Source organism: Asticcacaulis sp. MM231, assembly GCF_964186625.1.
Classification (GTDB): domain Bacteria; phylum Pseudomonadota; class Alphaproteobacteria; order Caulobacterales; family Caulobacteraceae; genus Asticcacaulis.
Map to the genome: position 1 here is coordinate 2,783,585 of NZ_OZ075108.1, position 21,130 is coordinate 2,804,714.

Consider the following 21,130-nt stretch of genomic DNA (forward strand, 5'->3'; position numbering starts at 1 on the left):
CTAATCTTTGAGACCGCCGAGGCGTTTCAGGATCAGCCAGACCGAGATCGATACGAAAAGAATGCCCGCCGCCGCCATGATGATGGAAACGGTGGTGTAGGTATCAACCAGACCGGCGCGGACAACCACCTGATCGTGCGTCGCCTGCCACCACGCACCGGTGGCGAAGCCCAGGCACCCCAGACCAACGCCGCTGAAAATAATCAGCCACATGGTCTCGGCGATCATTTGCCACCAGGTTTTTTCCTCGCCTTGATGCTCTTCGGATGACAGGGCGATACGATCGCCATTCATCATCCACGCATGATCGTCGTCCTCATAGGTTTCGGTAGTCTGGAAATTGGACGAAGGGCCGGCGCGCAGGAAAGGCTGTTCAGGTTCGGCCGCCACTTGTGAAGCCGGCGCCTGATAATCCTGCGGCAGAGGACGCTGGAGCTGGTCACGCCAGTTCAGGCCGCCAACTTCGGCCGCGATAGGCGCATTGGACGGCGCCGACAGATTGACCGGCGCCGGACGCGGCACCTCAACCACTGTCTCGCTGGCGGTGTCAGGCGTCGCCACGGGCTTGGCGTAGGGATTGAGCGCCGTGATGACCGGCGGCGGCATGGTGGCGGCCGATGGCACGGGCGCGAACACAGGCCGTAAATCTGTTTCCGGCGTCAGATCTTCGGCGCGCGAAGCCACTTCAAACGGCGCCGATTCAACCTGCGACGGCGAAATGACGCTGTGCTGGGTGAATTCGGGCGCGGGCTCAACCGGCTCAGGCGCGGGCGTGGAAACCGGCGTTGATGTCACAGTGTCGGGCTGGCTGGCAGGCTTGGCCGGGAAGAGATTGGGCGTCAGCGGACGACCGAGATTGCCGCCGCCATAGGGCGAATAAAGACGCATCAGCGCCGCGGCGGCTTCGGCCTTGCGTGCTCTTTCAGCCTCATCGGCCACGATCGGCTCCGGCGCTTCGGCGCTTGTCTGGCGATCGCGTTCTTCCTGTTCGCGCCTTTCCTGCTCAAGCCGGACCTGATCGGTACGCTCGCGCGCGATCCGTTCCTGTTCAAGCTGGGCCTGTTCGGCATGGGCGCGCTCAAGACGCTCACGTTCCACGCGCTCTTGCTCCAGTCTGGCAGCTTCAAGTCGGGCGGCTTCGATACGGGCCTGTTCGGCAAGCTCCTGCTCAATCCGGACGCGCTCAAGGCGTTCCTGCTCCCACTTCAGTTCCTGCTGACGAGCTTGTTCCAGCCTGACCTGCTCCAGGCGGGCCTGATCTAAACGAGCCTGCTCCAAACGCGCCTGCTCACGCGCCCATTCGGCGCGTTCCAGTTCCTGACGGGCGGCTTCCTGACGCGCCAACTCCTGACGCGCAGCTTCGAACTGTTCCTGCTCAAGGCGTGCCTGTTCGATACGGGCCTCGGCGGCGCGCCACTGATCCAGACGCGCCTGCTCACGACGCGCGGCTTCCTGGCGGGCCTGTTCGGCGCGGGCGGCTTCCATGCGCTGCGCATCCAGAATAAGGGCTTCTTCGCGCAGACGCGTTTCCTCGCGCTGGCGCGCCTCTTCGACCGCGCGGGCGGCGGCGACGGCTTGCGCCATGGCTTGAGCTTGAGCTTGAGCTTGGGCCTGAACTTGAGCCGCCTGAGCCGCTCGGGCGGCCTCTTCACGCTGGCGCTGTTCTTCCTGAGCCCGTGCGATAGCGGCCTGAATCTCGGCGCTCATCGCCGGCTCAACCGGCGCTTCCGGCGCGTAGGGTGACACATCGGCCATGCGCACGATGGTCGGCTTCTCTGAGGACTTCTCTGCTGGCTTCTCAACCGGCGCACTGTAAGGCGAACCGAGATCGATAATCTGGCGTTGCGTTGGTGACGCCACCGGTGCGGCCGGGGTGGCGTAAGGATTGTGGTAGAGCGCCGGATCGGGGGCTGCGGGAGGCGCAACGGGCATCTCGACCGGCGGAGCGATCGGCGCTTCAACCAAGGCGTCCTCAACAGGCCGACCCAGGGCTGCGGCCTGATGACTGATATCTTCCGGAGTCAGGAACAGGTCTTTTTCGGCGGCACGGCGGCGGATCAGCGGCGCCAGAACATAGGTCTGACCGTTGAATTCGGCCGAACGCCAGCTATCCATGGCCAGGGCGGCTTCGCTCATCCGGCCTTCGTTGATGCGCTTCAGCACGCTCGACGCGGCAAAATTTTCGGTGCCGATATTGAAAGCAAATGAGACCAGGGAATCGAACTGGTTCTGATTGAGCGGCACAAGCACGAGATTGTTGATGGCATCCACCACCGGCAACAGATCAAAGCGCAGCAGCGCGTCGGCGTCTTCCTGCGTAACACGGGCGCCTTCGCGGGCGGAAAAGGTATGACCATAGCCAAGCGTCCACCGTCCGTCCGGCAGGCGGGCAGCCAGTGTGCGTAACCCCTCAAAACTCTTGATGAGTTCAACCCCCGCGCGGGAAACTTTTTGACGCGCTCTCATCCGTAATCACAGCCCCTGAACTTGGCCCTGAAACTGGCCCCAAAGCCCGCAAAAGACAGGCATATTACACCCGATTGCCCCAAAACAAGACAGTTCGGGCTCTTATGCTTAAGTCTAGCAAACCACAGACCGTTTAAGATTTACAAGAGTATAATCGCGGCCAGGCCTAAGAAACTGAAAAAGCCGCAGAAATCGGTGACGAGGGTCACAAATATGGGCGACGCGCCGGCCGGATCTATGCCCAGCTTCGAGGCTCCCATGGGGATCAGCGTGCCGGCCAGAGCCGCCATGGTGAAGTTGATCAGAATGGCACCGGCGATCACGCCGGCCAGTTTGGCGTCATGCCAGAAGATGAAGGTCACCGCCGCCAGTCCCGCCGCTACGCACGCGCCCACCAGCCAGCCGGAGACGACCTCACGCCACAAGGTGCGCGTGGCGTTGGCGGCCGTCAGTTCGCGTGCCGAAAGCGCCCGCACCGAAACGGTCAGGGCCTGGGTGCCGAAATTGCCGCCGATGGAGGCCACCACCGGCATCAGGCTGGCCAGCACGACCATCTTGACGATTTCGCCCTGGAAGGCGTTGATCACGGTCACCGAGGCGAAGGCAGTGGCGAGATTGATCAACAGCCACGGCAGGCGCGACTTGACCATGCCCATGATGCCGGTATCCCGGCCTTCGATATCGGACACACCACCCAGCGCGAGAATATCTTCGCGGTTTTCCGCCTGGATGATGTTCACGATATCATCGACCGTGATCTGCCCGACCAGACGGCCCAATTCATCCACCACAGGCGCCGAGATCAGGTGATATTTTTCAAAGACGTAGGCGACTTCTTCCTGATCCTGATCGACCGTGATTTCGGTGATCGGCTCCATGAGCTGCGACAGCGGCAGATCGCGCTTGGTGCGCATCAGCACCGACACCGGCACGGCCCCCACCGGCTTGTGGCTCGGGTCAATAACATAGATGTCGAAAAACAGTTCCGGCAGGTCGTCGCCATTTTCGCGCATATGATCGATGGTGTGGCCCACGGTCCAGAAGGCCGGCGCCGCCATGACTTCGCGCTGCATCAACCGGCCGGCGGTTTCTTCCTCATAGGCCAGCGAGGTGACGATGGCCTCGCGCTCGGATTCCGGCATGGCGGCCAGAACCGCCTTCTGCTGGTCTTCCTCAAGGTCTTCAAAGACCGCCGCGGCGTCGTCGGAATCGAGCTCCTGCAGCACCTCGGCGATATCAGCCGTGTGCATGCTCTCAATGACTTCCTCGCGGATGTCATCGTCGAGTTCGGGCAGGATATCGGCCAGAGCGTCGGAAGGAATCCACGGGATGACCTCTTCGCGGTAATCTTCCGACAGAAAACCCAGAAGGTCGGCGATATCGGCGTAGTGGAGCGCGTCGAGCAGTTCGCGCAGACGCAGGCCGTCGCCGCGATCGGCGGCGTCGATGACCAGCGAGATATATTGCGGATTAAGGGCGTAATCGTCCTTGAGCGCGAAGTCTTCGATCTGCTCGGGCGTGATCAGCTCGGCGTCAATTTCGTCATTGTCACGCGTGTCGCGTCGCTCTTTGACGGGCGCTGCCACGGTGATGATGTCAGGTTCAGAAGAATTGGGCTTTTGAGGGGTTTCGGACTTCTGGCTCATCGCTCAGGCTCCCCTTGCTACGCTTAGCGCACCTCAAAATTTAACCCCGGCTTCCGTCGACCCTGCCCTGGTATTGGCTTGGTCTAGCTCTACTTAAGAGCGAAGGCTGGTGCGGTCAAGAAACTCGAACTTCCACGGGTTGCCCCACAGCGACCTCAACGCTGCGCGTCTACCAATTCCGCCATGACCGCATGCCATCCGGAGAGGGGCGCAAATAGCAACACTTGAACGCTTTGGGAAGCCCTTATTCGCAAAAATATGGGGGTATCGAAAAATAAGCTGAAAAAGTCAGGTGCCGATGGCCATAAAGTCGTAAACATTGGCCTGACGGGTCACGACGATCGAGATTTTTTCCTCGAAAATCTGGATTTCACCGCGCGCAACCGGATGGTTGTTGGCCAGAATCCACACTTCATCGTGCTCGTGGGCATCAAGCGGGATCACGGCGCCACGGCCCATGCGCAGAAGCTGCGCCATCGGCAGAACCGAACGCCCGAGAAGTACAGAAATTTCGACGGGAACAGCGCCCACCTGATTTGACACGAAAAAACGCCCCTTAAACCCACGCAACACCGAGGGAGCCCCTATATTAGGGCCTTGCCTCTTAACAACTTATGACACATTGAAGCGACATGCTTTCCGAGACGTTAAATCCTGACGAAAACACCCCGCCCTTCGCCAAAAAGACGGGCGCTCCGCCGGAATGGGTGGTGGTGCCCTCGCCCGTGCCCTATCCGGAAGCGCTGGCCTTCATGGAGGCGCGAGTTGCGGCCATCCATGCCGGTGAAGCGCGCGAGATGGTGTGGCTCGTCGAGCACCCGCCGCTCTATACCGCCGGTGTTTCGGCCAAACGCGAGGACCTGATCGCGCCGGACCGTTTCGAGGTCTTCGACGCCGGTCGCGGTGGGCAATATACCTATCATGGTCCCGGCCAGCGCGTCGTTTATGTGATGCTTGATCTGAACCAGCGCCAGAAGGACGTTCGCGCCTTTGTGCAGGCGCTGGAGCACTGGATCATCGACACCCTGTGGCGCTTCAACGTTGAGGGTCATATCCGCGACGGCCGCGTCGGTGTGTGGGTCGAGCGCAAGGACAAGGGCTATGAGCCGTCTCCGTTTGATGGCGAGCTTGCCTCGACATCAAACGGCAAGGCCGAATGGCCGCCCGAGCCGTTGCGAGGCAGCCCCGCGGCGTTTGAGCGCAAATATAAAGAAGATAAAATAGCCGCCATTGGCATCAAGCTGCGCCGTTGGGTAAGTTTCCACGGCATCAGCCTGAATGTCGAACCCGACCTGTCGCATTTCGACGGGATCGTGCCGTGCGGCATCACCGAACACGGCGTGACCAGCCTGCTTGACCTTGGCCTGCCGGTGACGATGGACGAGGTGGATTATGCGCTGAAGCTGAGCTTCGAGGCGCTCTTCGGCCCGGTTGAAGAAAAGATTTAACCACGGATAAGGCACGGATGATGCGCAAGCGCATCGACACGGATAAGGCACGGATTTCAGAGAAACTTTCGAGAGAAAAGCGTGTTACGAAGCATGATTGACGGCAAAGCCGTCCGACATTCGCCTTGCAACACTATGTCGGCAAACAGTAAACTATGCGCCAGAAGTAGCCCATAAAATCCGTGCCCTTATCCGTGTAGATGGCCGAAGGCCAACATCCGTGCCTTATCCGTGTTTAAACCTCATCTAACCTTCAGCCTTCGCAAAGCGTCAGCCGAAACAGCGTGCGGCCGTAGCGGTTATCGCCGCGCTCAGCATATCAGTTAGTTTTGTTCGCGCGGCGTCAGGCGGAACAGCGTGCGGCCATAGCGGTTGTCGCCACGCTCAGCATATCAGTCAGTTTTGTTCGCGCGGCGTCAGGCGGAACAGCGTGCGGCCGTAGCGGTTATCGCCGCGCTCACCGGGCATGACGCACAGGTCGATCACAGCCCAGATCAGCACCACCACCGCGATGAAATCGAAAAAACCCGTCGGCGCCGGCCACACCATGACGATCGCCAACAGGATGATTGCCGCCCACCAGCCCGAACGGCCGCGATCGTGCAGACGCTTCGACAGCACACAGGCACCGCAATAGAAGAAAACCGGGTAGACGATCCAGCCGAGGAACTGCAAACCGCCCGTCACCACCAACTCGTAAACAGCCAGGGCCAGCAACAGGATAGCGCCGGCGATGATCGACGGCACCTGCCCTGCCCGGCCGGTGGAGGAAAAGAACAGTTCGCTCCAGTCGATCTTGGGGTTCATGCGCGGCTCCTTAGGGTCACAGACTAGGTGTCAACTATACTATAGCGAGGCAGCATAAAAGCAAAAATCTGTCTGCCAGTTGTCAGCCCGTTACATAAGGCACGTCCTTCTTGATCGCTTCAACGACGGCCGCGCCTTTTAGTAACATCGTTTTCAAATCCTTAACGGTTTCACCATTAACTATAACCGGCCGTGTGGCTGTGCCTGCGCATGGCACGACGCGCCGCCTGTTCAGATCACGGGAAGCGCATCATGTTATTTCACCGCCTCGCCGCCGCCTTGAAAAACAACCAGGGCAACACGGTCATTATCTTTGGCCTCACCTTCCTGATCGTGATGTGCGCGATCGGCGGCGCCGTTGACTTCTCACTTGTCACTGTCAAAAAGAACGCGACGCGTGACGCTCTGGATGAAGCGGTGCTTTCAGCTGCCATCTCATCGCTCCAGAATGAAAAGGACCTTGAGGCCCTGGCAAACAAGGTCTTCAAGACCAACATCGATGAGGGCAAGATCGATGCGGAACTGGTGTCGTTCAAATATGACGCCACCACCCGCGCCGTCTCCGCCACGGCGACCGGCGCCTATAACACCTTCATCATACGTCTGCTGAACCCGAATTTCGATCGCCTCGGTTACACAGTGACCAGCAATTCTATCCGCGCCTCGGATGGCACCCTGGAGGTGGCCCTTGTGCTGGATAACACCTGGTCAATGAACGAGCCTCTCGATGGCTCCCAGACCAAGCTGGCGGTGCTTAAAACCGCCGCCAAAAGCCTGATCGCTTCGATTATGACGCCGGCGAACAAGGACTATGTAAAGGTGTCGGTTGTGCCCTACGCCCAGCACATCAATGTCGGCACCGGCAACCGCGGCCAGACCTGGATGTCGGTGCCGAACGATACCACTACGGTCTCAAACAACCCCGCCAAATGCACGACCATCAGCACTAAGCAAGTCTGTACGGGCGGCACGTGGGGAACCTGCACAAGATACACTGATGGTATTCCTGAGACCTATGGTTGCTGGACCAAGGCGCAAACCTGCACAACGGTCGCCATCACGCCTTATGAAAGCTGCACAAAAGCTACGACAACAACGACGACAAATAAGTGGTATGGCTGCATCTATAACCAGATGGTAAAAGTTAACTCACAATACGCACTGGTGATGCCAGATCCTACGACGGCCTATAAGGGTTATATTGAACAAACCTCCACCTGTCTGGTGCCCATTCAGCCGCTTACCAATGACAGTTCAAAAATCACCTCTGTCATTGACAGTCTCTTTGTTACAAAGGTTACAAGCAATACCTATACTCCGGGCGGACTTATCTGGGGTGTTAATGTGTTGTCTCCGCCGGCTCCCTTTAAAGAAGGGGCAGCTTACGACACGAAGAACAAGATTCCGCGCAAGACCATCGTGCTTATGACCGATGGCGCCAATACAGGCTACACAACGAACTCGGGCTCTGTCGCCACAGGAACGACGGCTCAGGTTGCCGTCACCTATGCCGATCAAAAAAGGGTCTGCGACTACGCCAGGGCGAAGAATATCGAGATCTACACCATTGGCTTTGGTGTGAAGGACGCAACGGCCCTCAGTTATCTCCAAAGCTGCGCCACCGACAACGCCCATTATTTCGATGCCAAAAGCTCAGCCGACCTTATCGCGGCCTTCAAAACCATCGGCGGCCAGTTGACCAAGGTCAGGCTGACCAGCTAATCCCCAAACTGACCGACACCATCGAAAAGGGCGCCCTGTAAAGAGCGCCCTTTCTTCTTTTTGAAGCTCAGCCTTAGTTGGTCAGGCGTATCTTCTTGATTGACTTCATAATGCTGCCAAGCGTGCCGCTGATCTGGTTGGAACTGGACAGGTTATAATAGTAGCCCGTATTCGAGGCGCAGTTCTGGAGGGCGGTCGAATCCCCTGATTCCAGTCGCACGGTGAAGACGGTAATGCCCAGTTTCTTGGCATTTTCGCACGCCAGAGACATCCGCGCCGTGATCTCAGTATTGTTGGTGGTCCAGCGGTTTTGCGTATTCATACCATCGGTCAGGATGATCATATACTTGTTGATCGTCTTGTCCGTAAACGCAGCGCCGCCGGCAAACGGGGCCGTTGGCGACAGAACCTCCATACCCCACTGGATACCTATGGTGACATTGGTGTTGCCGGCCGGCGTCATCTTGGTGGCGTAGGTACGCACCGCGGCGACGTCCGTCGTCAGATCCATGATCGGGAGCAGGGAATTGGTGGCGCATTTCGACGCCGGATAGAGGGTATCGGTGTTCGTCGCCACCGGCGCATCCGAGGTCACATCGTAGGACTGCGCGCGATCGATCACGCAGCCCGTCCAGGCGCCACTGGTCACGCCCAGCAGATCGCTGTTGGCGGTGATGGTGGTGTTGTCCTTGATCACCACAGTCGAACCGCTGTTATAGCCGCCGGCAGCCTGCGAGGTGTAGGCGATCGTGCCGGTATACTGCTGATAATTATAGCCCGATGGCGGCGAATAGTAAGCCGCGTTACCGTAATAATCGCCATTGCTGGAGCCGCTGTAATAGGTCAGGCTGGTGCCGCTCACCCTGTACGTCGATATCTTGTACATGATGTAGTAGTAATAATAGGTGCGCCCATAGCTGCGGTAGGTGCTGTTGGTCTTGTAATACGAGGTCGACATAACCGAAAAATAGCTCTTGCCATTGCTCGTATAGGTGCCGGTATAGTTGATCTTGTTATCCAGGCAGGCGCTGCTGGAACCGCACATATCGCTGTAATTGGCCACCAGCACCGTACATTTTTCAGAGCTCAGGCCCGTGCAGGTGTAGGGATCGGAAGAGGTTGCGAAATTGCCGGTATAGCTGCCCATGCCGGCGACGTTATCAAGCGCTACCTGGGTATCAAAGGGCACAAGCGCCACCTTGGTCTTGCCGATATTGTTGCCGCTGGAATCGAGCAATGAGGCCAGCGTCGCATCCAGGCTGCTCTTGAGTGCTTCCATCTTGGTGACCGTGGCGCCCGATGTTTTTTGCCCCATCGAACCGGTGTTATCGAGCACGAACACGATCTCGGCGGCGTTCATGGTCACACCGGCATCCGCCTTGGCGCTGATGGTGACCGAGCCCATATCAGTTTTCTGGCCCATCAGAAGTTCGGACATATTACCAACGACCAGCGTCTTCACCGTAGCGGTGGCCGCATAGTGCATGGTCTGGATATTATTGTCCGTCGTGACGGTCAACTCGCCGGCCGCGGTATCAAACCCGTCGCGCACAGACTTGCCACAATAGGTGTTGGAGACGCTGCCGGAATCGGAGAGGTTATCGCAGAAGGCGTTCTTGGCGGCCGTCGTCTGGGACGTTAGATTGCCATTGGAATTGAGCGCCGCAGCAATGGCGGCACTATCGGCCGCATCCTGAAGCCGCGCCTTGGCCGTAAGGACATTGGCGAATTCCACGCCCGCGCCGGTCACGGCGACGATTGGAATAATGGCCAAGGCCACGGTAACCGTCACATTGCCGCGTGTCTGTGTTAGAAAGCGTTTCAGAAAACCACGTAAACCGGTCATTCAGGTGCCCTTGAGGCTTAATTAGCGATTTTTTCGCCGGGGTTATACAATACAAACCCGAAAATTATCAGTCGCTGATTAAAAAGGCAGTAATTTTAACAGTAAACAGAAATGAGAAAATTGGTAATATTAATTTCTATTTATAATTAATAGTCATTAAGATAAATAAAGCATGAAAATACGTTTCACTGCTATTACAGCACCCTTAGGTCCAGCGCCTGGCACAACTCAACCACATCCTGATGCAGGGGCGCTGACAGGGTAAACTCACCGCTGCCGTTCGGATGCGGAAAAGTCAGGCGCAGGGCATGCAGCATGAGGCGCTTGACGCCAATACCACCCAGGCTCAGGGCGCCGCCATAACGGATATCGCCGGCGATCGGCGATCCCATATGCGCCAGATGAACGCGGATCTGATGCATCCGTCCGGTATGCGGCATGCAGCGCACCAACGCCACCTCGTCGGTGCGGCTCAGCACTTCAAAAGCGGTTTTGGCCGCCTGCGCCTCGGGATGATCGGCCTCGCAGACACGCGAATAGGCTTCGCGGCCAAGCTCCTCACGGCGCAGGGGAAACTCCATCACGCCCTTGTCTGGCAGGTTTTGCGGATGGGAGACGACGCACAGATAGGTCTTGGCGAAAGCCCGGCGGATCATCGCCTTGCCGAGATAGGAGGTGGCTGGCGCTGTCTTGGCCACCAGCAGGATGCCCGACGTATCGCGGTCGAGGCGGTGGATCAGGTTGGGCCGCTTGCCGTTGGGCCGTGCGAAGGCCCACATCATGTCATCGAGATTATGACCGCCGCCGCGCCCGCCTTGCGACGACAGTCCCGACGGCTTGTTGAAACCGAAGATATCGGCGTCTTCATAGACGATCATCGACTTGACCCACGCCGTCTCCTCGGGCGTGATCGCCTTGGGCAATTTGCGCGGGTTGGTGCTTACGGCTTCCTGACGCGGACGACGCCGGCCGGTTTCCAGGGCTTTACGATGTTGGGGGGACTGCTTGACCATGGGCGATGCCTAACCAAAGGCATCACCGTCGTCAATGACGCCATCGCGTGCCTGCTCCGCCAGAAGCACGAGCAACGCCAAAACTGAAAAACCGCCAAAGGCCAGCAACACCCATAATCCGCTGCGATTGGCGTCCTGAAGGCGACGTATGGCAACAGACAGGAGGGGTAAATAAAAAATCAAAGGAACAAATGGCAGAATAAGTAACGCGCGTGAAATCTCGCCTTCTGCCGCGATCGCTTTCCAGAAAGCCACGTTCATGATGACATACGAAGCCATCGTCCAGAACAAAAACCACCAGAATTCTGAACGCGATGCCCTGCCATTAAAAACAAAAGCGCGCTTGAAACCGCGTACCAATGCCTGCCCGGATGCTGCCGGATGCGACGGCGCGCCAAAACGGTTAGCCCCTTCCGGAAGCGGCAACCTAAAAACAACGATGCACGACACCAGCCCTGGCACAAACATAACCAAGACAATGATCAGGATATGCCAGATTAAAAACGACCCCATACTTACCCCCTCGTATGAAATTACCGCTTCTGCTTAAGAAGCCTTAGTTCGCTGAGATATTCAAGCCGTTGCTTGGTCTTTCCCTCGTGGCCATCGCCCTTGGGATCGTAAAACTTCGGGCGTTTCATGCCGTCCGGGAAATAGTTCTGACCGGAGAAACCGTCCGGATCGTCGGGGTCATAGATATAGCCCGCGCCATAGCCGATACCCTTCATCAGCTTGGTCGGCGCATTGAGGATCACCGCCGGCGGATCGAGATGGCCGGTTTCCTTCGCCGCCTTCTGAGCCGCCTTGAAGGCCGTGTAGACGCTGTTGGATTTCGGCGCCGAGGCCATGTGCACCACCGCCTGCGCCAGCGCCAGTTCACCCTCCGGCGAGCCCAGAACCTCATAGGTGTCACGCGCGGCATGGCACATCAAAAGCGACATCGGGTCGGCATTGCCGATATCTTCCGACGCCATGCGGATCATGCGGCGGGCGATGAACAGGGGATCGTCGCCGCCATTGAGCATCCGCGCCAGCCAGTAGAGCGCCGCATCGGGGTCAGAGCCGCGCACCGACTTGTGCAGGGCCGAAATGAGGTTGTAATGACCCTCCTTGTCCTTGTCGTGGTTAGGCCGGCGCTTTTGCAGGTGCGCCAGCAGGCCATCGGAACCGATCGGTGCGTCAAAGCCCATATGATCAAGCAACTCGATCAGGCTCAGGATATAGCGGCCATCGCCATCACTGAGCAGTTTCAGCGTATCATAGGCTTCCGGCGTTAGCGGCAGCTTGCGCACCAGGAAACCTTCGGCACGGGCGATCAGGCCATCAAGCGCAGCATCATCGAGCCGTTTCAGCACGAACACCTGACAGCGTGACAACAACGCGCCGTTAAGTTCAAACGACGGGTTTTCGGTCGTGGCGCCGATCAGGGTGACGACGCCCGCCTCGACATAGGGCAGGAAACTGTCCTGCTGGGCGCGGTTAAAGCGGTGGATTTCATCTACGAACAGGACGGTGCGGGCGCCCTGGCCATGGCGGAACTGCGCCTGCTCGAACGCCTTCTTGAGATCGGCGACGCCCGAAAAAACCGCCGAAATCTGCTGGAACTCGTAACCGGCGGCTTCTGCCAGCAGGCGCGCAATGGTCGTCTTGCCGACGCCCGGCGGTCCCCACAGAATCAGGCTCGGCAGAAAGCCGCGCTCGATCAGGCGGGCGATGGCGCCGCCCTCCCCCAGCAGATGATCCTGCCCGACGATATCGGCGAGCACCTGCGGCCGCAGCCGGTCGGCCAGCGGCTTCTGGTCGTCATCGATCTTCGGCATAGTGTTCTTCAGCGTCGGCTCCGGTGTGCCGAAAAGGTCAGTCAGGGGGGCTTTGGACATGAAACAAATATAGAACGGAGCGCCCGCAGTTGAAAGGGCAAAACTGCGATTTTATCGACGCGCGGCGAGGCTTTGGCGCAGATGATCTAACTGCGCCTGCGCGGCCGGTGACAGGGTCACATAGACGGCCGGGCCATGCACAGGCTCCTGCCGCGCATCCGGCCAGGCATCAGAACCACGCGCCGCCCGCCGCACAAGAGGCTCGACCGGCTGAACGCGCTGACGCCAATAGGCGCTGGCGCGGCTCTCGACCTGTCCTGCATGGGCTGAAAAACGCAACCTGACCTCCGGTGCGAAGACATGATTCTCCGCACCAACAGGTTAACGCGCGTTAACACCTTGCGCCAATTATTTTCTGTTTACGGGCTTGTCCTCAGCCCCATAGATCGGCTTCAGCAGATCTTTCGTGCCGTCGATCCGTTCCAGATGCGGATAGCGCAGGCCGTCATGATAGTCGAAGCTGACGCTGCGAAAATACTCGCCGTCCTGCACCATCATTTCGATCTTGTCGCGGTTGCCGGGCGCATGGGCCGCCACGATGGCGTCTTTCAGACGTCCGCCATCGAAGGCCCGGCCATTGACCGCGATCACCTTCATGCCCGCCGTGAGCCCCGCCTTGAAGCCAGGCCCATCCCACAGGACATCGCGCAGGGTGCCGTCACGGCCGACGCTGAGGCCCAGGCTGTAACCCAGCGCTGCGCCGCCACGCTTGGACTCGTTGCTCTTGATAAAGTCAGACGGCGTGTCGTTATAGACCAGTTTGTAACCCGCCCGCGCCAGACCATCCAGTGGCGCGCCTGTCCCTGTGCGGTTCAGACGGGTGTTGAGGAAGCTTGCCCAGTCATACGGATAGACATCGTTCAGCGCCTTGACCACGTCCTCGAAGCTATAGGGCGCCGGCAGGTAGGAACCGTTATGCGCCCCCCAGAAACCGCGTGCGAAATCATCCAGCGACCGCCTGCCGCCGGTCTTTTCGCGGATCAGGGTGTCGGCATCGAGCCAGATCAATCCCCCTTCGGCATAATAGTCCTCCGAGCGCTGCCAGGTCGGCCATGATTTCGGCCCCCGGTTTGAGATGATCGGATCGTAGGTCGTGTCCTGCAGATCGCGCCACTGGCGTGCCGGCAGTATGTCGTAACTCGCTGCCGTCACCGCCAGCATTTGCAGGCGCTGCTCAAAATTATAAAGGCCGGCGCGGTTTTCCAGCACGTCGGTCCAATAGGTCGTACCGCCCTCATAGACCCACAAAAGCTCGTTGCGCATCGGCTCGTTGAAGGTCGGGGTGAATTGCCCCGCCGGCCTGCGATACTTGCCATCCCAAGAATGGATATATTCATGCGCGATGATGTTGCGACCGAAGCCCTTGCCGGCGACATTGGCGAAATAGCCCGGTTCGATACCGATCTCGGACGAGCGGTGATGCTCCAGCCCGATACCGCCCATCTCATCGGAGACCGCGACCAGCCAGTCGTAATGATCATAGTGCTGCCCCCCGAAAAGCTTATAGGCCTCCTGAACAACCTTGCGGTGGATCTTCAGCACATCATCCGAGACGGTGAGTTCCTTGGGATCATCGGCCACCAGGTTCATCCATACCGGCGTCTTGTCGCCGGGCGCCATGTCGTAGCGCTTGAAATAGCGTCCGGCGATCAGGGGCGAATCTACGAAGTTGTCGTAGGAGATTGGCTTGAAGGTGACCACATCGCCCTCGCGCCTGTCCGTCTCCAGCGCCGTGGCGAAATGCCAGTCCTTCGGAAGGGTGAGGCTGACCTGGATCGGGATGCGGCGCGTGTAGTAGCCGGCAGGATAGAGGCTTTCGTTCTCCCATTGCAGGGTCAGCATGTTGCGCGTGTGGACGATGACGCCGTCCCTCTCCTGCACCGGCGACAGGTACTGGAAATCGGCCGTTACCTCGCTGACACCCTCCGGCACCTCGACGTGGAAGGCGTACATATCGACATCATCACGCCGCCATTTCAGCTCCTGTTGTCCGTTTGGGCCGCCCGCCCTGATATGCAGTCCGGCGATCTTGGTCAGGTCGCTATCACCCGGCGAATGGTGGCCCGGCAGCCATTTCGGCACCAGAAGAGTCAGCCGCCCCGCCTTGCTGACGGGAATAATCTCACGCATGGCGATGATATGGCGATCCAGATCGGTGGCATCGACGTGCAAACGGATAACGCCGGGATAGTCGATATCCTGCGGCGCCGGTAAGGCGGGCGTCTCCGCCGCTGGAACCGGCAGCGCTTGTGCGTTGGCGCCGCTCGCCATCAGGGCCATCACCAAAGCCAGAACGGATACCTTCAACATGCAGCGCCTCCTCAAATATAAGGCGGTACTATTGGTCAGGTCGCGCAGCCTGTAAAGTGGTTGCCACGGATATCAGCTAAAGGTCGCAGTGATGATCTGACCGCGGCGCATGATGGTGATCTGCCAGCGCCGCGCGCCAGCCTTGGTCACCGCTTCCAGATCGGCGGTCGTGCTGATCACCTTGCCATTGACCGACTTGACGATATCGCCGGGACGCAGGCCGACCGAGGCGGCAAAGGTGCGCGCCGAGTCGATCGACAGCACCATAACGCCCTTCGGCGCATCGAACGGATCGACGCCGATCTCCTCGGCCACAGCCGGCGACAGGTTGACGACATGGGCGCCGGCGAAGGGGTTTTTGCCGTCGATGGTGCGTTCATCGCGCGGCGGCGAGTTTGAGGGCGCCTGTGCCTTGATCCGTAACGTCACCGGCTTGCCGTTGCGCATGCCGTCGACTACGGCGGTCTGGCCCACCGACATCAGGTCGATACGATAGCGCAGGGAGGCGGCATCATTTATTGGCTGCCCATCGATGGTCAGGATGACATCACCCGTCTTGAGGCCAGCCTGATCGGCCGGGCTGCCGGCATAGATATCCGATACCAGAACGCCGGCCGGGCGATCCATGCCGAGCGACTTGGCGATGTCGCTGGTGACCGTGTCACCCTTGGCGCCGAGCCAGGGCCGTTGCAGGTGCGTGGCGCCGCCGGCGGCGCTCTCGACCACCCGCTTGACCAGGGCCGAGGGGATGGCGAAACCGACGCCGGACGACGAGCCCGAGCCTGACAGGATCATCGAATTGACCCCGATCAGGCGACCATTCATATCGACCAGCGCGCCGCCGGAATTACCGGGATTGATGGCGGCGTCGGTCTGGATATAGGAACCACCGCCGGGGCCGACCTCGGTGCGGTCGAGGGCGGAAATAATGCCGTTGGTGACGGTCTGGCCAACGCCGAACGGATTGCCGATGGCCAGCACCAGATCGCCAACCTCCAGATTGCGGTCATCGTCCATTTCGAGCGTCGGGAAGCTGGCGCCCTTCTGGTCGATCTGGAGCACGGCCAGATCGGTGCGCGGATCGGCAAGCAGGAGTTTGGCGGGGTATTCGCGGCGGTCATTGGTGACGACCATGAAGGTGGTTGCGCCCTCGATGACGTGGTTGTTGGTGACGACGATGCCGTCCTTGCGCACGATGACGCCGGAACCGAGCGACTGCTGGACCTGCTGGCGCGGCACGGCACCGAACATCTGCCAGAACGGATCGACCTGCTGACGCGCCACGCCCTTGGCATAGACGTTGACCACGGCCGGCGCCACGGTCTTCACCACGGGGGCAAACGAGGTCTTCATGCCGACCGCGCTGTCCGGCACCTTGCTCGGCGCGTTCAGGGTGTCATTGAAACCGGTGCCGGAGAATTTCTGGGCATCCTGCGAATGCGATGGCGAACAGGCCACCAGCAGGGCGGCGATGGAAAGATAGGCAGGGGCGCGCAGTTTCATGTCAATTCCCGGAGGTTGGCTTGTGCGGCTAAATGTAAAAATCTTTGCGGCGGTATCAAGGCTATCGCCGGCGTGTCAGCTCATATTTGCCTTTAATGCTCGCCACCATAGGCCTTTTCGATTTTCAGCGATTGCGTCACGCCCGTGGCCAGCCCCAGACAGAGGAGCATGCATAAGGCCGCCACCAGAAAGGCCGCGCCGCTATAGAGCATCGCCACGCCGGGCCTGGTCACCGTGGAGAGCACAAAGCCGAAGATCAGCGGCGCCACGATATTGCCAAGGGTCGTCAGGCTCATGTTCGCGCCCTGCAAGGTCCCCTGCTCTTTCGGATCGACCTTGCTGCTCATCAGCGACTGGATATTGGGCATGGCCAGACCGCCGAGGCAACCAACCGAGATGAAGGCCACAAACACTATGCCGTTCGGGGCCAGACCATAACCGATATAGGCGATCAAAGAGGCGACAATGCCGATATACATGGCCTTGCGTTCACCGATCCATTTGGTGATCATGCCGGTCAGCCCGCCCTGCACGATGGCTGACAGGATACCGACCACGGCCAGCATGAGCCCGACCTGCGTCGGTCCCCAGCCGAAGCGGTAACCGGCATAGAGCACCATCGTGGTCGGGAAGACGCTCTGGCCGAACATCAAAAGGAAATACATGAACGACAGGCGCATGACCTGCGCCGAGCGCGCCAGAAATTTGATGGCGCCGATCGGATTCGACGTATGGAAGCTGAACGGTTTGCGCTTTTCCTTCGGCAGCGATTCCGGCAGGACGAACAGGCCGTAGAGGAAGTTGCACAGGCTCAAGGCCGCAGCGAAGAAAAACGGATAGTGGTTGTTGCCATCAAACTGGATCGGTCCCCAGTGCAGGCCACCGCCCAGCACACCGCCGAGGCTGGGCCCGACCACAAAACCGACGCCAAAGGCCGCGCCCATCAGGCCGTAGACACTGGCGCGCTTTTCCGGCGCCGTGACATCGCTCATATAGGCGTAGGCGGTTGAAATGCTGGCCGAGGTGATGCCCGAGATGATCCGGCCCGCCAGCAGCCACCACAGGCCGGGCGCCAGCGCCATGAAAAGAAAATCGACGCCGGTGCCGAAGTTCGAGGCCAGAACGACTGGCCGCCGGCCGATGGCGTCGGACAGGCCGCCCTGGATCGGTGAGAAGATGAACTGCGCCAGCCCCCAGGCCGCGCCGAAGATGCCGGTCCACAGGCCGGCCTCGGACACCGAGCCGCCGAGGAAGGCCTTGATCAGATTGGGCAGCACCGGAATGATCACCCCGATTGACAGCATATCGAGGAAGACCGTCACCAGAATAAAGGCGGCGGCGGCTTTGCGTGGGGCAGCTACAGGCATTTCCGACATGTCCGGTCTTTCTTGTTAGACAGGCTCTGTAGCGGAATTACGCCGATACGCCAAGTCAAGGCTCCGGTTCTAAGTTGCTGGCTGTCCGTTTCTGTCAGCAGGCATTAAAAAAGCCCCCGCGTGAACGGAGGCCTTTCCTACTGAACGGACTTTAGCTTAATCGCTGGTGCGGATACGATCCAGCACAGGCAAAGAGAACAGCGGTGTCGTGGTATCGGCCTCCTGTCCTTGTTCCGGTGACAGGCTCATATCGCCTGACGCTTCCAGCGTCTGTTCGGCCGGGTCGGCGATAGCGTAATCGTCAATCATGTTACCCTCCTTGAAATGCGATGAACTCAAAAGACAGGGCGCACAGGGCCTTGCCTAGACTAAATGTTAACCGTCTTTTTATGAAACGCGAAATAACGCTTCATGACGTTTGATCACGCCTCCGTTAACAGATGTAACCAAATCGTAAAAATGGGTGCAGCGCAATAAAAAACCCCCGGCGAACCGGGGGTTTCTAAGGATTGACCTGTGGGTCGAAACCTATTCTTCGTCGCCAGCGGCTTCATACACCGGACCGGAGTCGAGGCCCTTGGCGGCTTCGTCGCGATCGACGAATTCGATGATCGCCATCGGGGCGTTATCGCCGTGGCGGAAGCCAGCCTTCATGATGCGGATATAGCCGCCGTTACGATCGGCGTAGCGCTTGCCGAGGACGTCAAACAGCTTGCCGACCTGAGTCACGTCGCGGACGCGCGAAATGGCGATGCGGCGGTCGTGCAGGGTGCCCGACTTGGCCAGGGTCACCAGCTTCTCGACGAAGGGACGGATTTCCTTGGCCTTCGGCAGGGTGGTGACGATTTGTTCGTGCTTGATAAGCGAAGCTGCCATGTTGGCGAACATGGCGATACGGTGCGAAGACGTGCGACCGAGTTTGCGATGGCCTGAACCGTGACGCATAATAAATTCTCCAAAAGACCAGCGGCACGCAGCGCGTCCAGTCTCCCAAAAGCGAGCCTGAAAACAAAGGTCAGCAACCGATCGGCCCCTGCCCGTTCCAGACGTCCAAGCGAAATGCCTGGAAATTACCGCGACAAGGTTTTGGTCTTTCGCGGCAAGTCAGAAACTGAAAAAAAACAGTTCCTAAAAATAGGAAGCCCGGATGATTGCTCGGCCGGGCTTCCCTTAACTTATAGCAGAAATTCTAGATTTGATCTTCGAATTTCTTGGCCAAGTCTTCAACGTTTTCCGGCGGCCAGTTCGGGATATCCATGCCGAGGCTCAGGTTCATGGAAGCAAGAACTTCCTTGATTTCGTTGAGCGACTTGCGGCCGAAGTTCGGCGTGCGAAGCATTTCGGATTCCGTCTTGAGGATAAGATCGCCGATGTAGACGATGTTATCGTTCTTGAGGCAGTTGGCCGAACGGACCGACAGTTCGAGTTCGTCGACCTTCTTGAGCAGGGCCGGATTGAACGGCAGCTCAGGCTTACCTTCTTCGACCACAGGAGCCTTTGGCTCTTCGAAGGTGATGAAGATTTGCAGTTGATCCTGCAGGATGCGCGCCGCGAAAGCGACAGCGTCAACCGGCGTGATTGCCGCATTGGTTTCGACGTCCAGGATGAGCTTGTCCTTGTCGAGCCATTGACCGTGACGGGTCGGCTCAACGCGATAGGCCACCTTCTTCACCGGCGAATAGAGCGCATCGACGGCGATGAGGCCGATCGGGGCGTCTTCCGGACGGTTCTGATCGGCGGGAACATAACCCTTGCCGTTCTGGATGGTGAATTCCATACGCACAGAGGCGCCCTCGTCCAGCGTGCAGATCACGTGGTCGGGGTTGAGGACTTCGATATCGGCAGGCACATCAATCTGGCCGGCGGTGACCGGACCAGCACCCGACGCGCGCAGAACCATGCGCTTCGGACCTTCGGCGTGCATGCGCAGCGCCAGTTGCTTGATGTTCAGGATAATGTCGACGACGTCTTCGCGGACGCCTTCGATGGAGGAGAATTCGTGCACCACGCCGTCAATCTGGACGGAGGTGACAGCCGCGCCTTGCAGCGAGGAGAGGAGTACGCGACGCAGCGCGTTACCGAGGGTCACGCCAAAACCGCGCTCCAGAGGCTCCGCGACAAGACGCATCTTGCGCGAAGGATCGGAACCCGCTTCGACTTGTGGCTTCTCGGGACGAATAAGCTGTTGCCAGTTTCTTTCGATCATTTACGTCCCTCAAGACAGGAAAGGTCGCCCTGCCAAATCGGCAGAGCGACTAAAAAAATAGGGAATAATAAATTAAACGCGACGACGCTTCGGCGGACGGCAGCCGTTGTGCGGGATCGGGGTCACATCACGGATTGTGGTGATGGTGAAGCCGACAGCCTGCAGGGCGCGCAGAGCCAATTCACGGCCCGAACCCGGACCGGCGACGCTGACTTCCAAAGTCTTGACACCGTGCTCGATGGCTTTCTTGCCAGCGTCTTCGGCAGCAACCTGAGCGGCGTAAGGGGTGCTTTTACGCGAGCCCTTGAAGCCCATGGTGCCAGCCGACGACCAGGACACGGTATTGCCTTGCGCGTCGGTGATCGTGATCATGGTGTTGTTGAACGAGGCGTTGACGTGAGCCACACCCGAGGTGATGTTCTTGCGTTCGCGCTTTTTAACGCGGGAAGGTTCTTTAGCCATTGGTCAGACTATTCCTTACTTCTTCTTGCCGGCGATGGGCTTCGCCGGGCCTTTGCGCGTACGCGCATTGGTGTGAGTACGCTGACCGCGCACGGGCAGACCCTTACGGTGACGCAGGCCGCGGTAGCAGGCCAGGTCCATAAGGCGCTTGATGTTCATGGAAACTTCACGGCGCAGATCGCCCTCGACCGTATAGTCACGATCGATGGTTTCGCGGATTTGCAGCACTTCGGCATCCGAAAGCTGATTGACGCGGCGCGCATCTTCGATGCCGACCTTCTGAACAATCTCTTCAGCGTGCTTGGCGCCGATGCCGTGAATATATTGAAGCGCGATCACTACGCGCTTGTTGGTCGGAATATTGACGCCTGCAATACGGGCCACTTGAGGTATCTCCTGCAACGCATTCCGCAGAACACGTCTAAAAAACGAAAGGTGACACGTA

Annotated in this window: 19 protein-coding genes and 1 tRNA gene; 2 read left to right on the forward strand and 18 right to left on the reverse strand. The window is 58.9% G+C overall.

Features of this window, described 5'->3' with window-relative positions; genetic code table 11:
• The 4 genes from ABQ278_RS13600 to ABQ278_RS13615 form a co-directional block, all read right to left on the reverse strand.
• Complete coding sequence (locus tag ABQ278_RS13600; RefSeq protein ID WP_349320071.1) at positions 1-2,466, reverse strand: glycoside hydrolase family protein; 2,466 nt, start codon at positions 2,464-2,466, stop codon at positions 1-3.
• A 140-nt stretch (positions 2,467-2,606) separates the two neighbouring features.
• Complete coding sequence (gene mgtE / locus ABQ278_RS13605; protein WP_349320072.1) at positions 2,607-4,112, reverse strand: magnesium transporter; 1,506 nt, start codon at positions 4,110-4,112, stop codon at positions 2,607-2,609.
• A 107-nt stretch (positions 4,113-4,219) separates the two neighbouring features.
• Positions 4,220-4,303 (reverse strand) — tRNA-Leu (locus tag ABQ278_RS13610).
• A gap of 97 nt (positions 4,304-4,400) precedes the next feature.
• The gene (locus ABQ278_RS13615; RefSeq protein WP_349322171.1) at positions 4,401-4,700 is read right to left on the reverse strand and encodes a FliM/FliN family flagellar motor switch protein; all 300 of its coding nucleotides are present in this window, start codon (positions 4,698-4,700) and stop codon (positions 4,401-4,403) included.
• Between the two features lie 44 nt (positions 4,701-4,744).
• Here ABQ278_RS13615 and lipB point away from each other — a divergent pair, with 44 nt between their 5' ends.
• Positions 4,745-5,560 (forward strand): lipoyl(octanoyl) transferase LipB, encoded by an 816-nt coding sequence (gene lipB / locus ABQ278_RS13620; RefSeq protein WP_349320073.1) that lies wholly within the window; start codon positions 4,745-4,747, stop codon positions 5,558-5,560.
• A gap of 396 nt (positions 5,561-5,956) precedes the next feature.
• Here lipB and ABQ278_RS13625 read toward each other — a convergent pair whose 3' ends face one another.
• Complete coding sequence (locus tag ABQ278_RS13625) at positions 5,957-6,367, reverse strand: DUF805 domain-containing protein (protein WP_349320074.1); 411 nt, start codon at positions 6,365-6,367, stop codon at positions 5,957-5,959.
• Between the two features lie 252 nt (positions 6,368-6,619).
• Between ABQ278_RS13625 and ABQ278_RS13630 the strand changes: the two genes are divergently transcribed.
• The gene (locus tag ABQ278_RS13630) at positions 6,620-8,089 is read left to right on the forward strand and encodes a pilus assembly protein TadG-related protein (protein ID WP_349320075.1); all 1,470 of its coding nucleotides are present in this window, start codon (positions 6,620-6,622) and stop codon (positions 8,087-8,089) included.
• A gap of 73 nt (positions 8,090-8,162) precedes the next feature.
• Here ABQ278_RS13630 and ABQ278_RS13635 read toward each other — a convergent pair whose 3' ends face one another.
• The 13 genes from ABQ278_RS13635 to rpsM all read right to left on the reverse strand — a co-directional run bounded on the left by ABQ278_RS13635 (position 8,163) and on the right by rpsM (position 21,069).
• Complete coding sequence (locus tag ABQ278_RS13635) at positions 8,163-9,935, reverse strand: pilus assembly protein TadG-related protein (protein WP_349320076.1); 1,773 nt, start codon at positions 9,933-9,935, stop codon at positions 8,163-8,165.
• Between the two features lie 194 nt (positions 9,936-10,129).
• Complete coding sequence (locus ABQ278_RS13640; protein WP_349320077.1) at positions 10,130-10,948, reverse strand: RluA family pseudouridine synthase; 819 nt, start codon at positions 10,946-10,948, stop codon at positions 10,130-10,132.
• A gap of 9 nt (positions 10,949-10,957) precedes the next feature.
• Entirely contained in the window at positions 10,958-11,461 is a 504-nt protein-coding gene (locus tag ABQ278_RS13645) for a DUF805 domain-containing protein (protein WP_349320078.1), read from the reverse strand.
• A 20-nt stretch (positions 11,462-11,481) separates the two neighbouring features.
• Positions 11,482-12,768: a replication-associated recombination protein A gene (locus ABQ278_RS13650; RefSeq protein ID WP_349322172.1), complete on the reverse strand. Its 1,287-nt coding sequence runs from the start codon at positions 12,766-12,768 to the stop codon at positions 11,482-11,484.
• 111 nt (positions 12,769-12,879) lie between these two features.
• A complete protein-coding gene (locus tag ABQ278_RS13655) occupies positions 12,880-13,107 on the reverse strand; it encodes a hypothetical protein (protein WP_349320079.1) in 228 nt (75 codons plus the stop codon).
• A 69-nt stretch (positions 13,108-13,176) separates the two neighbouring features.
• Positions 13,177-15,138 (reverse strand): peptidase M61, encoded by a 1,962-nt coding sequence (locus tag ABQ278_RS13660; RefSeq protein ID WP_349320080.1) that lies wholly within the window; start codon positions 15,136-15,138, stop codon positions 13,177-13,179.
• 72 nt (positions 15,139-15,210) lie between these two features.
• On the reverse strand, positions 15,211-16,641 hold the full coding sequence (locus ABQ278_RS13665; RefSeq protein WP_349320081.1) for a Do family serine endopeptidase: 1,431 nt from the start codon (positions 16,639-16,641) through the stop codon (positions 15,211-15,213).
• Positions 16,642-16,733: 92 nt separating this feature from the next.
• Positions 16,734-18,017 carry a TCR/Tet family MFS transporter gene (locus tag ABQ278_RS13670; RefSeq protein WP_349320082.1) on the reverse strand — a complete coding sequence of 428 codons (1,284 nt, stop codon included), beginning with the start codon at positions 18,015-18,017 and terminating at the stop codon, positions 16,734-16,736.
• A gap of 156 nt (positions 18,018-18,173) precedes the next feature.
• On the reverse strand, positions 18,174-18,326 hold the full coding sequence (locus ABQ278_RS13675; RefSeq protein WP_349320083.1) for a hypothetical protein: 153 nt from the start codon (positions 18,324-18,326) through the stop codon (positions 18,174-18,176).
• A 219-nt stretch (positions 18,327-18,545) separates the two neighbouring features.
• Positions 18,546-18,962 carry a 50S ribosomal protein L17 gene (gene rplQ / locus ABQ278_RS13680; protein WP_349320084.1) on the reverse strand — a complete coding sequence of 139 codons (417 nt, stop codon included), beginning with the start codon at positions 18,960-18,962 and terminating at the stop codon, positions 18,546-18,548.
• A 244-nt stretch (positions 18,963-19,206) separates the two neighbouring features.
• Entirely contained in the window at positions 19,207-20,223 is a 1,017-nt protein-coding gene (locus ABQ278_RS13685; RefSeq protein WP_349320085.1) for a DNA-directed RNA polymerase subunit alpha, read from the reverse strand.
• A gap of 72 nt (positions 20,224-20,295) precedes the next feature.
• Positions 20,296-20,685: a 30S ribosomal protein S11 gene (gene rpsK / locus ABQ278_RS13690; protein ID WP_349320086.1), complete on the reverse strand. Its 390-nt coding sequence runs from the start codon at positions 20,683-20,685 to the stop codon at positions 20,296-20,298.
• A gap of 15 nt (positions 20,686-20,700) precedes the next feature.
• On the reverse strand, positions 20,701-21,069 hold the full coding sequence (rpsM, locus tag ABQ278_RS13695) for a 30S ribosomal protein S13 (protein WP_018083955.1): 369 nt from the start codon (positions 21,067-21,069) through the stop codon (positions 20,701-20,703).
• Positions 21,070-21,130 lie beyond the last annotated feature (61 nt).

Coding starts and splice junctions, on each gene's coding strand:
- ABQ278_RS13660 (WP_349320080.1), bottom strand. CDS start 15,138: ATGTTGAAGGTATCCGTTCTGGCTTTGGTGATGGCCCTGATGGCGAGC.
- ABQ278_RS13625 (WP_349320074.1), bottom strand. CDS start 6,367: ATGAACCCCAAGATCGACTGGAGCGAACTGTTCTTTTCCTCCACCGGC.
- ABQ278_RS13640 (WP_349320077.1), bottom strand. CDS start 10,948: ATGGTCAAGCAGTCCCCCCAACATCGTAAAGCCCTGGAAACCGGCCGG.
- ABQ278_RS13635 (WP_349320076.1), bottom strand. CDS start 9,935: ATGACCGGTTTACGTGGTTTTCTGAAACGCTTTCTAACACAGACACGC.
- ABQ278_RS13685 (WP_349320085.1), bottom strand. CDS start 20,223: ATGATCGAAAGAAACTGGCAACAGCTTATTCGTCCCGAGAAGCCACAA.
- lipB (WP_349320073.1), top strand. CDS start 4,745: ATGCTTTCCGAGACGTTAAATCCTGACGAAAACACCCCGCCCTTCGCC.
- ABQ278_RS13670 (WP_349320082.1), bottom strand. CDS start 18,017: ATGTCGGAAATGCCTGTAGCTGCCCCACGCAAAGCCGCCGCCGCCTTT.
- mgtE (WP_349320072.1), bottom strand. CDS start 4,112: ATGAGCCAGAAGTCCGAAACCCCTCAAAAGCCCAATTCTTCTGAACCT.
- ABQ278_RS13630 (WP_349320075.1), top strand. CDS start 6,620: ATGTTATTTCACCGCCTCGCCGCCGCCTTGAAAAACAACCAGGGCAAC.
- rplQ (WP_349320084.1), bottom strand. CDS start 18,962: ATGCGTCACGGTTCAGGCCATCGCAAACTCGGTCGCACGTCTTCGCAC.
- ABQ278_RS13650 (WP_349322172.1), bottom strand. CDS start 12,768: ATGCCGAAGATCGATGACGACCAGAAGCCGCTGGCCGACCGGCTGCGG.
- ABQ278_RS13645 (WP_349320078.1), bottom strand. CDS start 11,461: ATGGGGTCGTTTTTAATCTGGCATATCCTGATCATTGTCTTGGTTATG.
- ABQ278_RS13600 (WP_349320071.1), bottom strand. CDS start 2,466: ATGAGAGCGCGTCAAAAAGTTTCCCGCGCGGGGGTTGAACTCATCAAG.
- ABQ278_RS13665 (WP_349320081.1), bottom strand. CDS start 16,641: ATGAAACTGCGCGCCCCTGCCTATCTTTCCATCGCCGCCCTGCTGGTG.
- rpsK (WP_349320086.1), bottom strand. CDS start 20,685: ATGGCTAAAGAACCTTCCCGCGTTAAAAAGCGCGAACGCAAGAACATC.
- ABQ278_RS13675 (WP_349320083.1), bottom strand. CDS start 18,326: ATGATTGACGATTACGCTATCGCCGACCCGGCCGAACAGACGCTGGAA.